Source organism: Hydrogenophaga sp. GW456-12-10-14-TSB4 (assembly GCF_059424305.1).
In genome coordinates, this window is record NZ_JBWKZH010000012.1 from 25031 (window position 1) to 38101 (window position 13071).

Consider the following 13071-nt stretch of genomic DNA (forward strand, 5'->3'; position numbering starts at 1 on the left):
AGGTGACTTTCGTCACTTCCGCGATGCGCCCCCAGGACCTACGATGCCTCACCATGCACGCCCTGGTTGCCCCGCCCGCCCACGCCGCGCCCGACCCGCACGGCGCCACCGGCCTGCTGGTGGTGGACGACCACGACCTGCTGCGCCTGGGCCTGCTCACCCTGGTGCAGGCCCACGCCACCGACAGCGGGCGCAAGATCAAGGTGCTGGAATCGCGCACGCTGCAGGAGGCGCTGGAGCTCTACGCCCAGTACCGGCAGCGCATCGGCCTGGTGCTGCTGGACCTGCACCTGCCCGACGCCCACGGCCTCTCCGGCCTCACCGCCTTCGTCAAAGCCTTCCCCGAAGCGCCGGTGGTGGTGCTCTCGGGCGTGAACGACCCCGGCCTGATGCGACACGCCCTCTCGCGCGGTGCGCGCGCCTACCTCGCCAAGTCGGGCGACCTCAAGGAAGTCATCGGCTACATCCGCTCGCTCGGGCTGTTCGGCCCCGCACCGGCGCCCGAGCCGGCGGCCCAGCCCGTGCTGCGCCACGTGCGCAACGCCGACGGCGAATCGCTGCAGCTCACCGAGCGCCAGGCCCAGGTGCTGGAGTGGGTGCTGGCCGGCCAGTCCAACCGCGACATCGCCGAGCGCGCGCACCTCAGCGAAGGCACGGTGAAGAACCACGTCTCGGCGCTGCTGCTGCTGTTCGGCGTGCGCTCCCGCGCGCAACTCATCAGCTTGTTGCGGTGACGGAACCGCACACCGGCGACCTGACGCAGCAGCGCGTGCTGCGCGAGCAGGTCGCCGCCCTGTACGCCACCTCGCTGAGCTCCACCGTCGCCGACACGGTGCTCGCCTGGGCCCTGTGCGCGCTGTTCTGGTGGCAACTGCGCGACCCCATGGTCTTCGTGTGGCTGGGCCTGCACACCATCCAGGTGCTGCGCTACCCGCTCATCCACGCCTACTTTCGCGACCCCCAGGCCGCCGCGCGCAGCGCCTTCTGGGCCCGGCGGCAGTGGCGCGAGCTGCTCTACTACAGCGCCACCTGGGGCCTGGCGCCCTGGCTGTTCATGCCGGCCGATGACCTGCCCATGACCACGCTGCTCATGCTCATCATGCTCGGCCTGGTCAGCGGCGGCGTGCCCTCGGTGGCACCGCGCTGGGTCTCGGTGCTGGCCTTCGCGCTGCCCATGATGGCCGGCCTGATCTCGGCCCTGCTCTGGCACGGCGGCACCACCCACCTCTTCCTCGCGGCCTGCGCCGGCATCTACCTGGCCGCCATGCTGCACTTCGCGCGCCGCCAGCACGAGCTGCTCACCGCCTCGCTGCAGATGCGCTTCGAGAAAGAGGCGCTGGCCGAACAGCTCGAGCAGCAGATGGCCGCCACCCAGCGCGCCAGCGAGGAGAAGACGCGCTTCTTCGCCGCCGCCAGCCACGACCTGCGCCAGCCGCTGCACGCCATCGCCCTCTTCGGCGCGGTGCTCGACAAGGCGCTGCAAGGCCAGCCCGCGCACACCCACGCGCAGCGCCTCATGGGCGCGGTGCATTCGCTGGGCACCTCGCTGGACACCATGCTCGACGTCTCGCGCCTGGACGCGGGTGTGATCGAGGCCGATGTGCAGGACGTGCCGCTCAACACCGTGCTGCAGGCCCTGCACCCCTCGTTCGCCTCGCGCGCCGAAGAACGCGAACTGCAGCTGCGCCTGCGCGCCACGCCGCTGTGGGTGCGCACCGACCCGCACCTGCTGCAGCGCCTGCTGGGCAACCTGATCGAGAACGCCATCAAGTACACACCACGCGGCGGCGTGCTGGTGGTGGCGCGGCCGCGCGGCGCGCAGGTCTGGATCGACGTGGTCGACACCGGCATCGGCATCGCGCCCGAACACAGCGACCGCGTGTTCGACGAGTTCTACCAGGTCGACAACCCCGGGCGCGACCGCACGCGCGGCCTGGGCATCGGCCTGTCCATCGTGCGCCGGCTCTCCCTGCTGTTGAACCACCCGGTGCGCCTGCGCTCCTGGCCCGGCCATGGCACGCGCTTCCGGGTCACCGTGCCTCGCGTCAAGCCCACGCCCGAGCCCACCCTCTACACCCGGCCGGCCTCCCTGGCGGCCAGCCAGGCACTGCCGCGCCGCGTGCTGCTGGTCGACGACGAGGCCGACATCACCGACGCGCTGAGCGCCTTCCTGCAGGCCTGGGGCGTGGCCTCGGAGACCGCGCGCGACGAGGACGGCGCCGCGCTCGCCCTGCAGGCCGCCGCCGCGCGGCGGCAGCCCTTCGATGCCCTGGTGTGCGACTACCGCCTGGCCGAAGGCGCCGACGGCCTGGCCGCCTCGCAGCGGTTGCGCACGCGCTTCGGCCTCACCCTGCCCGTGCTGCTGATCACCGGCGAGACCGCCCCCGAACGCCTGCAACGCGTGCGCGACTCGGGCGTGCCGGTGCTGTTCAAACCCGTTGACCCTGAGCGGCTGCTGCAGGCCCTGGCCCACCTCGCGCCACCTCCGCCCACGTCGTGACTTTCGGCACTGTCGTCGGTGCCGGGCTTTGCCTATCGTGCCAAGCCAAGGGCACCCACACCGCCCGGAGGTCTTCATGTTGGCTGTCACACCATCCCCGCGCCTGTCCTTTCCGCTGTGGCTCATGGCCTGTGTGCTGCTCGCGCTGCTCAGCGCCTGCGGCGGAGGCAGCGGCACCGAGACACCACCCGCGATCGAGCGCGTCTCGGCGGTGATCGGCCCGGCCGGCGGCACCGTCACCGGCCCCGACGGCGCCCAGGTGATCATCCCGCCCGGTGCGCTGCGCAGCAACACCACCATCGGCATCGCGCGTTCCGGCGCAGGCGCACCGATGCGCGATGCCTTCTGGCCCGCACCGGCGGCCACCTACGAGTTCACACCGCACGGCATCGCCTTCGAGACCCCGGTGACGATCCGCCTGCCCGTGCCGGCCGGCACTGTCGACCCGACCGCCTGGATGGCCTCCACCGACGCCGACTGGCAGGAGAGCGAGGCCACCCTGGCCGGCGGCTTCGCCAGCGTGCGGCGCAACACCTTCTCGTGGGGCATGGTGATCGGGGCCTGCAGCTCCAACCCCGCCGACCCACCCAACCCCGACCGCTGCTTCTCGCCGCGCGGGCACACCAGCGTGGTGGCCAACCCCGGCAACGCCCTCACGCTCACCGGCTACTCCAACGCCTACAACAGCTCGGGCGGCTCCTACCGGCTCGACGCCGCCGCCACGCTGACCTTCACCGCGGTCTACAACCTCTGGCCCAGTTGCGCGAGCGCCCGCGTCACCATGATTCGCCGCCAGCTCGACCGCAACCCGCAGGTGGTGGAAACGCTGTACGACCAGGCGAACATCGGCCTGACGCAGGGCGCCCATGGTGGGCGCGGCGCGGGCGGCACCACCGTGCTGCCGGTGCTCGCGCTCAGCCACCTCGACCAGGGCCGCCACGTGGTCGCCACCTACGTGGCCTGCCAGCGCGGCGACGGTTTCCAGGCCAGGTACTACGACGCCACGGTCATCAACGTGGCCGTGCCGGTGCCCACCACCACCCAGACCGTCGGCGGCAACGTGAGCGGCCTCGCCGGCACCGTGGTGCTGCGCAACAACGGCGCGGACGACCTCGCCATCAACGCCGACGGCCCGTTCACCTTCCCCACGCCGGTCGCCACCGGCGTGCCCTACAACGTCACCGTCGGCACCCAGCCGGCCGGCCAGACCTGCACCGTGCAAAACGGCAGCGGCACGGCCAACGCCGACGTGAACAACGTCGCCGTGAACTGCTCGGCCGGCTCGGCCCAGAGCTGGCAGGGCGCGACGTTGATCGAATCGAACGACCCCGGCCGGGCGTACAACCCCGTGGTCGCCACCGACAGCCAGGGCAACGCCTTCGCGGTCTGGGCCCAGGGCAACGGCAGCTTCGACAACGTCTGGGCCGCGCGCTACACCCCCGGCGGTGGATGGGGCATGCCGCAGGTGATCGACGACAACTCGGGCAACGCCACCGAGCCCCGGATCGCGGTGGACAGCGCGGGCAACGCCGTCGCCATCTGGGTGCGGGAAAACATCGTCTCCCGCCGCGGCGTGGTCGCCGCCAGCTACAGCGCCGGCACCTGGGGCGCGCCACAGGACGTGGAAGGCAACGCCGGCCAGGCGCGCGCGCCGCAGATCGGCATCGACGCCAGTGGCGTGGCCCGCGCGATCTGGATCCAGCACGACGGCAACTTCGAGCGTGTGCGCAGCGGACGCCTGCAGGGCGGCACCTGGGACATGAGCACCTCGTCCATCGACGGTGGCACCGGCAACGCCTCCGATGCGCAGATCCAGGTGTTCGCCAACGGCAGCGCCCTGGCCGTCTGGTCCCAGATCAGCGGCGGCGTCCCGCGCCTGTTCCACAACCGCTTCAACGGCATCGGCTGGTCCAGCGCAGACCACCTGGACGAGAGCAACACCAGCTTCAGCCTGGGCGCGCCGTCCCTCGCGGCGGATGCCAGCGGCAATGCCGTCGCTGTCTGGTCGCAGGGCACGGCCACCACCACGTCCACCGTGTTCGCGCGGCGCTACGCGGGTGGCACCTGGGGCGCGGCCGAACCCTTGTCGGGCGCCGCGGACTCCGCTGCCCGGGTCCGAATCGCCATGAACGCCAACGGCACGGCCACAGCGGTCTGGCAGGAATCGCTGGCCGACGGCCTGCAGACCTGGGCGCGCCGCCGCGCGGGCGCGAGCGCCTGGGGCACGGCGGTGCGGCTGGACACCCCGCTGGGCGCGAGCGACAGCCAGGGCGACCCCCAGGTGGCCATGGACCCGGCCGGCAACGCCACCGTGGTCTGGAGCCACACCCTGTCCGGCGGCAACCACCGCGACCTCTACGGCAGCCACCACAGCGCCACCACCAGCACCTGGAGCGCACCGGTGCTGCTGGACGCGGTGAACACCGGAGGCGTCAACAGCTGCTCGGTGGCGATGGACGCCAACGGCAACGCCATCGTGGTGTGGGACCAGGACACCGTCAGCGCGCGCCTGGACATCTGGGCCAACGTGTTCCGGTAAACCCTCGCTGCAGGCGGACCCGGGCGCCGGTATAGCATCGGGCCCGGCGCCGCCATCCGGCGTCGCCTTCCTGAGGACGACCACACATGAAGCTCTACTACTCCCCGGGCGCCTGCTCGCTCTCCCCGCACATCGCCCTGCACGAAGCCGGTCTGGCCTTCGAGGCGATCCCTGCGCCGACCAAGACGCACCAGCTGCCCGACGGCACCGACTACTACACCATCAACCCGCTGGGCTATGTGCCGCTGCTCGAACTCGACGGCGGCGAGCGCCTGCGCGAAGGCCCGGCCATCGTGCAATACATCGCCGACCAGGTGCCACAGAAGAACCTGGCCCCGGCCAACGGCACGCTGGCGCGCTACCAGATGCAATCCTGGCTGAACTTCATCGGCACCGAGGTGCACAAGGGCTTCTCGCCCCTGTTCAACCCGGCCACGCCCGACGAGGTGAAGACCGCCACCAAGGCCCGGCTGGGCCAGCGCCTGAAGTGGGTCGACGGTGAACTCGCCGGCAAGCAGTACCTGCTGGGCAACGACTTCAGCGTGGCCGACGGCTACCTGTTCACCGTCACCAACTGGGCGCCGCGCGTGGGCGTGGACATCACCGACCTGGCCAACCTCACGGCCTACCGCGCCCGCGTCGGTGCAAGGCCTGCTGTCCAGGCCGCCATGAAGGCCGAAGGCCTGATCTAAAGCCGGCTCAGAGCGCGCGCTGGCGCCAGGCCAGCGCCGCGCCCAGCCACAGCGCGACGGCAGAGAACACCAGGCCGCGCGCCAGGCCGCCCGGGCCGTCGGCGATGAAGCCCACCACCGTGGGGCCGACGATCTGGCCGGCCGCGAACACGATGGTGAAGGCGCTGATGCCCGCGGCCCATTGCGCGGGCGGCAGGTTGTGCCGCACCAGCGCGGTGGTCGACGCCACCACCGAGAGAAACACCCCACCGAACACCAGGCCCGAGGCCAGCACCAGCAGCCAGCTGCCGGTCAGCGCCGGGACGATGGCCGCCACGCCCAGCAAGGCGTTGAGCCGCGCCAGCGCCTGGCCGTCGCGGTGCCGGTCCAGCAGGCCGGCCCAGATGCGCGACGAGGCCACCACCGCGGCCCCCAGCAGCGCGTAGAACAGCGTAATCGCCCCCGACGAGCTGCCCTGCTCGCGCAGCAGCGCGATCACGAAGGTCATGTAGCCGATGTAGCCCACGCCGAAACCCGCGTAACCCGCGAGCGAGAAAGCGAAGTCGCGCACGCGGAACACGCGCCCGTGACCCGCCTGCGCACCGGCCGCCGGTGCCGCGTGAACCGCCAGCACACGCGCGGGCCAGACCATGAGCGCCGTGGCCAGCAGGCAGACCAGCGCCAGCCCCCACCAGGCCCAGGCCCAGCCGTGCGGCTGCGACACGGCCGCCGCCAACACCGGTGGAACACCCAGCGCCGACACCACGATGCCCAGCCCCGTGCCGCCGTAGTACAGCCCCAGCAGAAAGCCGCTGCGCCCGGGCTGGCGCGCGCCCAGCCGCGCCGCCAGCAGACCGCCCGCGATGAACACCAGGGCACTGGCCACACCGGCCAGCAGGCGCTGCGCAAGCAAGGGCGCGGCGGCCGTGAAGAACCCGCTCAGGCCCATGAACAGCGAGGCCAGCAGCGAGCCTGCGAGCAGCAACCCGGTGGGCGAGAAGCGCCGCATCAGCCAGGGCGTGGCCAGCGCGCCGATCAGGTAGCCCAGCGCGTTGAAGGTGTTCATGGCGCCGGCCAGCGTGTAGCTCCAGCCCAGGTCCTCGCGCATCGGCGGCAGCAGCAGGCCGTAGGCGAAGCGCGTGATGCCCAGCGACACCGCTGCGCCCAGCGAGAGCGCCAGCGCGAGCCGCACGTAAGGCGTGGTGTCGGGCACGTCGGTGAGAGAGGCGGGTTCGGTGCGTGGGTTCATGGCTGGGCCATTGTGGTTCAAGCCGCGCCCATCGGCGCCGGTGCCAATTCGGCGCGCAACGAAATGTCCACTGCCACGCGGCGGCCCCGCGCCACGCCGCCGCGCTTAAGCTGGCGCCATGCCCGACCCCAGACACATCGCTGCGCTTCAGCAGGCCGAACGCGAACGCTTCATCGCCACCCACCCGCAATCCCTGGCATTGGCCCAGGCCGCGCAGGCGCACTACCTGTTCGGCGTGCCCCTGCACTGGATGCGCGACTGGCCCAGCCCCGCTGCGCTGTTCGTGCGGGAAGCGCAAGGCGTCTCGCTCACCTGCGTGGACGGCTTGCACCACACCGACTTCTGCCTCGGCGACACCGGCGCCATGTTCGGCCACAGCCCAGCACCGGTGGCCCAGGCCATCGCCCAACAGGCCGCGCAGGGCCTCACCTGCATGCTGCCAGCGGCCAATGCGGTGACGGTGGGAGCAGGTCTGGAACGCGTGTTCGGCCTGCCGAAATGGCAGATGGCGCTGACCGCCAGCGACGCCAACCGCTTCGTGCTGCGCTGGGCCCGCGCCGTCACCCGCCGACCTCAGTTGCTGGTGTTCGACGGCTGTTACCACGGCGCCGTGGACGACACCCTGGTGGACCTCGACCCCGCCACTGGCCGCACGCTGCCGCGCCCCTCGGTGCTTGGCCAGGTGCACAACCACGCCACCTTCACGCGCGTCGTGCCCTTCAACGACCTGCCCGCGCTCGAAGCCGCGCTCGCGCAGGGCGATGTGGCCTGCCTGCTGGCTGAGCCCGCGCTCACCAACTTCGGCCTGGTGCCGCCGGCACCCGGTTTCTGGGACGCGGCGCGTGCGTTGTGTCGCCAGCACGGCACGCTGTTCGTGTGCGACGAAACCCACACCATCTCCACCGCGCTCGGTGGCTATGCGCGCGCCCATGGGCTGGCGCCGGACTTCCTGGTGGTCGGCAAGGCCGTGGCCGGCGGCCTGCCCTGCGCGGTCTACGGCTTCACGGATGAGATGGCCGACCGGATGGCCGCGGCCAAGGACACCGCCCCCGAAGGCCACAGCGGCATCGGCACCACGCTGTCGGGCAATGCCCTCACGCTCGCGGCGCTGGAGGCCGCGCTCCACCACCTGCACACCGACGCCAGCTACACCGCCATGCGGGCGCAGGCCGAACGGCTCGAAGCCGGCCTGCGCGATCGCATCGCCCACGCCGCCATGCCCTGGACGGTGACGCGCCTGGGCGCGCGCATGGAACTGCAGTTCATGCCGCACACCCCGCGCAACGCACAAGACGTGCGCGATCACGCGCAGGCCGAACTCGAAGCGCTCACCCACCTCTTCATGCTCAACCGGGGCGTGTTGCTCACGCCCTTCCACAGCATGATGCTGGCCTCGCCCGCCACCACCGCGCAGGACGTGGACCAGCTGCTGCAGGTCTTCGACGCCCTGCTCGCCGCGCTCGCGGCCGGCTGAGTCTTCAGGCCTCGCCCAACCCCAAGGGCGCGGGCGCGCGCAAGGCAATGCGGGTGAACAGGCGGTCGAACTGCGGGTCGCGTGGCTTGCGCGGGTTCAGCGGGTCCGAGTGCCGGGTAAAGGCTTCGTCCAGCACCTCCCAGTCGGCTTCGCTCAGCACCTTCTCGGCCACCGGCAACAGGTCGGTTTCCTCCAGCCGCATGTGCTCCAGGTAGAAGCCCACGTAACGCTGGACCTCGGCCTCGAACGCGGGCCGGTGCAGCTCGCCCATGTACTCCCAGGCCATCAGCAGGTGCATCAGCTCGCGCACCCGCATCTCGCCGCTCATGTGATCGCGCTCGAGCTGCTCGATGGTGCGCATCAGCTGCGGCGCGGCCCGCGCCAGGCGCGGGAACAGCAGGTTCGATTCCTTCGGGTGGTGGTTCTTCTCGGGGAAGGCGTCGATGTAGAACAGCATCGCGCGCAGCACATCGAAGTAGCGCTCGGGGCTGCCCGAGCCGGACGCGTCGGGGCCCAGCCGCACCATCTGCGACAGGGTTTGCAACATTGCGCTCAGGCTGGCGTGTTCATCGAGGATCACGCGCACGGCGTCGTGTGTCATGGGAGTCTCCTGCAGGAGCCCCGATCTTGGCGCGATGGCCGCGCACGCGCCTTGACGTGCGTCAAGCCTCAGCGTTGCGGCGGCTTCCAGCGCTTGAGCAGCAAGGCGTTGCTCACCACGCTCACCGAGCTCAGCGCCATGGCCGCGCCGGCCACCACCGGGCTGAGAAAGCCCAGCGCCGCCAGCGGGATGCCCGCCACGTTGTAGGCGAAAGCCCAGAACAGGTTCTGCCGGATCTTGCGCACCGTGCGGCGCGAAATGTCCAGCGCGGCCGCCACCAGCAGCGGGTCGCCGCGCATGAGCGTGATGCCGGCGGCATGCATGGCCACATCGGCACTGGCGCCCTGGCTGTGGCTCATGGCCATGCCCACGTCGGCGGCGGCGAGTGCGGGGGCATCGTTGACGCCGTCGCCCACCATGGCCACGGTGTGCAGGCGGTCCCCCACCACGGCCGCGCGCAGCTTGCGCACCACCGTCGCCTTGTCACCCGGCAGCACCTCGGCAATCACCTCGTCGTGGTCCGCGCGCAGGCCCAGCCGCGCAGCCATCGCCAAGGCCGCGCCCCGGTTATCGCCCGACACCATGAACAGGCGCATGCCCTGAGCCCGCAAACCGGCAATGGCCTCGGCCGCACCAACCTTGGGTTCGTCGCCGAACGCCAGCAAGGCCAGCGGCGACCAGGTGGCGGCCGCCGTGCCGTGGGCCGGCGTCTGGCTGGCCAGCACCGACACCGTCGCGCCGTCGGCCTGCAAGACCCTCGCACGCTCTTCCAGCGGCCCCAACACCACCTTGAGCTCGCCCATCCAGCGCAGGCTGCCCAAGGCCAGCAGCGCACCGTTCACGCGGCCCTGGCTGCCCCGGCCCGACACCGCTTGCACGTCCTGTGCGGCATCCGCCGCCACCTCGATCGAACGCGACGCGGCGGCTTCCAGCACCGCGCGCGCCAGCGGGTGCGCGCTCTGGGCCTGCATCGCGGCCGCCACCTGCAGCACGGCGATCTCGTCCACGCCCGGCGCAGCCTCGATCACCGTCAGGCGCGGATGGCCCTCGGTCAGCGTGCCCGTCTTGTCGAAAGCCACCGTGTCGACCTTGTGCGCGATCTCCAGCGCCTGCGCGTCCTTGATCAGGATGCCGTGCTGCGCCGCCACCCCGGTGCCGGCCATGATCGCCGCCGGCGTGGCCAGGCCCAGCGCACAGGGGCAGGCAATCACCAGCACCGCCACCGCGTGCAACAGCGCCTCTTCCATCGGCGCACCGGTCCACAACCAGCCCAGCAGCGTGACCAGCGCGATCACCAGCACCACCGGCACGAACACCGCCGCGACCTGGTCCACCATGCGCTGCACGGGCGCCTTGCCGGCCTGCGCGTCCTGCACCAGGCCGATGATCTGGGCCAGCACACTTTGCGCGCCGACCGCGCGCACCCGGACGTCCACCGCGCCTTCGCCGTTGAGCGAACCGCCAGTCACCGCGTCGCCCACGTCCTTGGGCACGGGCAGGGACTCACCGGTCAGCATGGATTCGTCGGCCTGCGTGTGGCCCTGCACCACCGTGCCGTCGGCCGCGAAGCGCTCGCCCGGCAACACACGGATCACGTCACCGGGCAGCAGCTCGTCCACCGCCACATCCGTGGTCTCGGTGCGGCGGATGCCGTCGGGCAACAGGTGGGCGCGATCGGGCCGCAGCGCGTGCAGCGCACGGATGGCCGCCGTGGTCTGGCGCTTGGCGCGGGCCTCCAGCCACTTGCCCAGCAGCACCAGCGTGATCACCACCGCCGAGGCTTCGTAGTACAGGTGCGGCATCTCACCCGCTTCGGCGCGCCACCACAACCAGGTCGACAGCGCCCAGCCGGCGGTGGTGCCGATCGCCACCAGCAGTTCCATGTTGCCGGTGCGCGCCTTGAGGGCGTGCCAGCCGGCGCGGTAGAAGCGCGCGCCGAGCACGAACTGCACCGGCGTGGCGAGCAGGAACTGGATCCAGGCCGGCAACATCCAGTGCTGCCCGAACAGGTCTCCGACCATGGGCACCACCAGCGGCGCCGACAGCAGCACACCGATCAACACCGGCAGCGCGTCGCGCGGCACGCCCATCACGCGCTCGGTGTCCACCTCGTCCATCGCCTCCAGCGTGCGCGGCTCGTAGCCCGCGTCGCGCACCGCGCGCTTGATGCGCGCCAGCGACTCGGCCTCGTCCACGCCGCTGAGCGTGACGCGCGCCGACTCGGTGGCGAGGTTCACGGTGGCGTCGTTCACACCGGGTTGCTTGCGCAAGGCCTTTTCCACCCGCGTCACACACGAGGCGCAGGTCATGCCGCCAATGCCCAGGTCGATCTGGGTGAGCGGATAGGTGGAGAAGGACGCACCGGCGTCGGCAGGGGCAGTGACCGTGTTCATGAAGGTCAGCATAAGCTTTACCACGATGGGAAGGTCAAGCGCTTGTTGCTAACTGTGACCAACACCGATCCCCCTTGACCTTGACACCATGTCAAGGATCACAATGGCTTCATCTTCCAATCAACCCCGAAGGAAATCACATGAAACAGATCCTCGACGTCCAGGGCATGACCTGCGGCCACTGCGAAAAATCCGTGACCACCGCGATCAAGCTGCTCGACCCCCAGGCCGAGATCCGCATCGACCGCAGCCAGAACAAGGTCGAAGTGGACAGCACGCAGACGCGCGAGGCCCTGGCCGAAGCGATCCGCGAAGAAGGCTACACCGTCACGGCCTGACCCCATGCCGGCCGACCGCCTTCTCCACACGCTGGCTTCCACCGGTGAGCCAGACCCGGGCGATGCGCTGATCCGCTGGCCGGTCAGCATTGGCAAGGCGGCGCAGCTTAGCGGCATCTCGCCCAAGATGCTGCGCCATTACGAGAGCCTGGGCCTGCTCGCCGCCGTGCCGCGCACCGACAGCAACTACCGCCAGTACAGCCTGGCCGACGTGCACACGCTGCGCTTCATCCGCCGCGCGCGCGACATGGGCTTCAGTCTGGACGCCATCACCGAACTGGTCAGCCTGTGGCACAACCGCCGGCGCAGCAGCGCCAGCGTCAAGCGCATCACGCAGAAACACCTGGACGAACTGGCCGAGCGCATCGAAGCGCTGCAGGCCATGCAGCGCACCCTGGGCCAGCTGCTGCACCTGTGCCCCGGCGACGACCGGCCCGACTGCCCGATCCTCGACGACCTCAGCCATCCCGCTTGCACAGTTGCTGCAAAAAGCAGCACAAAACTTTACAAACCCGCCACTTCGGCGGCACGGGGCGGAAACACGCGCGCCAGACACTGAAACCACTCCGCAGCCAGACCCCTTGTCCTGTGGAGATCGTCCTCAACAGTCACCAGGAGTCCTCATGAAATCGCTTCCGAAACGCGCGCTGATCGCCACCACCCTGGCCACCGCCCTGGTGGGCACCTTCGCCACCGCCCTTGTGCAGGCCTCGGCCCTGTCCCCCACCCCCAACACCGTCATCGCGCAGGCCGATACCGTGGTCCAGGCGGCTCCGAAGCCCGCCGTCAAGCCCGCAGCCCCCACGGCCGAGCAACGCGAGCAGAAACGCGCTGAGCGCCACGCCCAGATGCAGAAGAAGATGGCCGAACGCCAGGCCGCCTTCAAGGCCGAGCTCAAGCTCACCCCTGAACAGGAACCGGCCTGGAACGCCTTCATCGCCCGCACCCAGCCCCAGGCTGGCGCGATGCCGCGCCGCGGCGAGCGGGAAGACTGGTCCAAGCTGACCACGCCCCAGCGCCTGGACAAGATGCAGGCCCTGAAAGCCGAACGCGACGCCGCGATGGCCAAGCGCGTGGACGCGATCAAGAGCTTCTACGCCGTTTTGAACGCCGATCAACAAAAAGTGTTTGATTCAAAACACCTTGGAGGCTTCCAGCGCGCCGGCATGCACCGCGACCACGGCGGTCACCACCGGCACCATGGCGACCATCCCGGCATGAAAAAACCGGTCTGAACGGGGCCGCGAAGCGGCGCAGGGCTCCCGCTTTCTTATCCATATAAGTCTTTATTTAAAAATAGCAGTAG

General features: G+C 70.5%; 11 protein-coding genes. 8 read left to right on the forward strand and 3 right to left on the reverse strand.

Annotation, left to right across the window (positions count from 1 at the left end; all coding sequences use genetic code 11):
* The first annotated feature begins 53 nt into the window (after positions 1-53).
* The 4 genes from AC07ZS_RS08560 (at position 54) to gstA (ending at position 5731) form a co-directional block, all read left to right on the forward strand.
* Positions 54-734: a LuxR family transcriptional regulator gene (locus AC07ZS_RS08560; RefSeq protein ID WP_494798166.1), complete on the forward strand. Its 681-nt coding sequence runs from the start codon at positions 54-56 to the stop codon at positions 732-734.
* Entirely contained in the window at positions 731-2500 is a 1770-nt protein-coding gene (locus AC07ZS_RS08565; protein ID WP_494798167.1) for an ATP-binding response regulator, read from the forward strand. The genes AC07ZS_RS08560 and AC07ZS_RS08565 overlap by 4 nt, the downstream gene beginning before the upstream one ends.
* A 76-nt stretch (positions 2501-2576) precedes the next feature.
* On the forward strand, positions 2577-5039 hold the full coding sequence (locus AC07ZS_RS08570; protein ID WP_494798168.1) for a hypothetical protein: 2463 nt from the start codon (positions 2577-2579) through the stop codon (positions 5037-5039).
* Positions 5040-5125: 86 nt separating this feature from the next.
* Positions 5126-5731 (forward strand): glutathione transferase GstA, encoded by a 606-nt coding sequence (gstA, locus tag AC07ZS_RS08575; RefSeq protein ID WP_494798169.1) that lies wholly within the window; start codon positions 5126-5128, stop codon positions 5729-5731.
* Positions 5732-5738: 7 nt separating this feature from the next.
* Here the strand turns inward: gstA and AC07ZS_RS08580 are convergent, their stop codons facing one another.
* Positions 5739-6959, reverse strand: coding sequence for a YbfB/YjiJ family MFS transporter (locus AC07ZS_RS08580; protein ID WP_494798170.1), 1221 nt, complete (start codon positions 6957-6959; stop codon positions 5739-5741).
* 118 nt (positions 6960-7077) lie between these two features.
* Between AC07ZS_RS08580 and AC07ZS_RS08585 the strand changes: the two genes are divergently transcribed.
* The gene (locus AC07ZS_RS08585) at positions 7078-8433 is read left to right on the forward strand and encodes a transaminase (RefSeq protein ID WP_494798171.1); all 1356 of its coding nucleotides are present in this window, start codon (positions 7078-7080) and stop codon (positions 8431-8433) included.
* 4 nt (positions 8434-8437) lie between these two features.
* Here AC07ZS_RS08585 and AC07ZS_RS08590 read toward each other — a convergent pair whose 3' ends face one another.
* Complete coding sequence (locus tag AC07ZS_RS08590) at positions 8438-9034, reverse strand: hemerythrin domain-containing protein (RefSeq protein WP_494798172.1); 597 nt, start codon at positions 9032-9034, stop codon at positions 8438-8440.
* A gap of 68 nt (positions 9035-9102) precedes the next feature.
* Positions 9103-11427, reverse strand: coding sequence for a heavy metal translocating P-type ATPase (locus AC07ZS_RS08595; RefSeq protein WP_494798173.1), 2325 nt, complete (start codon positions 11425-11427; stop codon positions 9103-9105).
* A 140-nt stretch (positions 11428-11567) separates the two neighbouring features.
* Here AC07ZS_RS08595 and AC07ZS_RS08600 point away from each other — a divergent pair, with 140 nt between their 5' ends.
* From AC07ZS_RS08600 to AC07ZS_RS08610, 3 genes are all read left to right on the forward strand, one after another.
* Complete coding sequence (locus AC07ZS_RS08600; RefSeq protein ID WP_494798174.1) at positions 11568-11765, forward strand: cation transporter; 198 nt, start codon at positions 11568-11570, stop codon at positions 11763-11765.
* Positions 11766-11769: 4 nt separating this feature from the next.
* Positions 11770-12324 (forward strand): Cu(I)-responsive transcriptional regulator, encoded by a 555-nt coding sequence (cueR, locus tag AC07ZS_RS08605; RefSeq protein ID WP_494798175.1) that lies wholly within the window; start codon positions 11770-11772, stop codon positions 12322-12324.
* Between the two features lie 64 nt (positions 12325-12388).
* Positions 12389-13000 carry a Spy/CpxP family protein refolding chaperone gene (locus tag AC07ZS_RS08610; protein ID WP_494798176.1) on the forward strand — a complete coding sequence of 204 codons (612 nt, stop codon included), beginning with the start codon at positions 12389-12391 and terminating at the stop codon, positions 12998-13000.
* Positions 13001-13071 lie beyond the last annotated feature (71 nt).

What these genes read in the sequence shown, in the direction of transcription:
- AC07ZS_RS08560 (WP_494798166.1), top strand. Translation starts at nt 54, where the DNA reads ATGCACGCCCTGGTTGCCCCGCCCGCCCACGCCGCGCCCGACCCGCAC.
- AC07ZS_RS08570 (WP_494798168.1), top strand. Translation starts at nt 2,577, where the DNA reads ATGTTGGCTGTCACACCATCCCCGCGCCTGTCCTTTCCGCTGTGGCTC.
- gstA (WP_494798169.1), top strand. Translation starts at nt 5,126, where the DNA reads ATGAAGCTCTACTACTCCCCGGGCGCCTGCTCGCTCTCCCCGCACATC.
- AC07ZS_RS08580 (WP_494798170.1), bottom strand. Translation starts at nt 6,959, where the DNA reads ATGAACCCACGCACCGAACCCGCCTCTCTCACCGACGTGCCCGACACC.
- AC07ZS_RS08585 (WP_494798171.1), top strand. Translation starts at nt 7,078, where the DNA reads ATGCCCGACCCCAGACACATCGCTGCGCTTCAGCAGGCCGAACGCGAA.
- AC07ZS_RS08590 (WP_494798172.1), bottom strand. Translation starts at nt 9,034, where the DNA reads ATGACACACGACGCCGTGCGCGTGATCCTCGATGAACACGCCAGCCTG.
- AC07ZS_RS08595 (WP_494798173.1), bottom strand. Translation starts at nt 11,427, where the DNA reads ATGAACACGGTCACTGCCCCTGCCGACGCCGGTGCGTCCTTCTCCACC.
- AC07ZS_RS08600 (WP_494798174.1), top strand. Translation starts at nt 11,568, where the DNA reads ATGAAACAGATCCTCGACGTCCAGGGCATGACCTGCGGCCACTGCGAA.
- cueR (WP_494798175.1), top strand. Translation starts at nt 11,770, where the DNA reads ATGCCGGCCGACCGCCTTCTCCACACGCTGGCTTCCACCGGTGAGCCA.
- AC07ZS_RS08610 (WP_494798176.1), top strand. Translation starts at nt 12,389, where the DNA reads ATGAAATCGCTTCCGAAACGCGCGCTGATCGCCACCACCCTGGCCACC.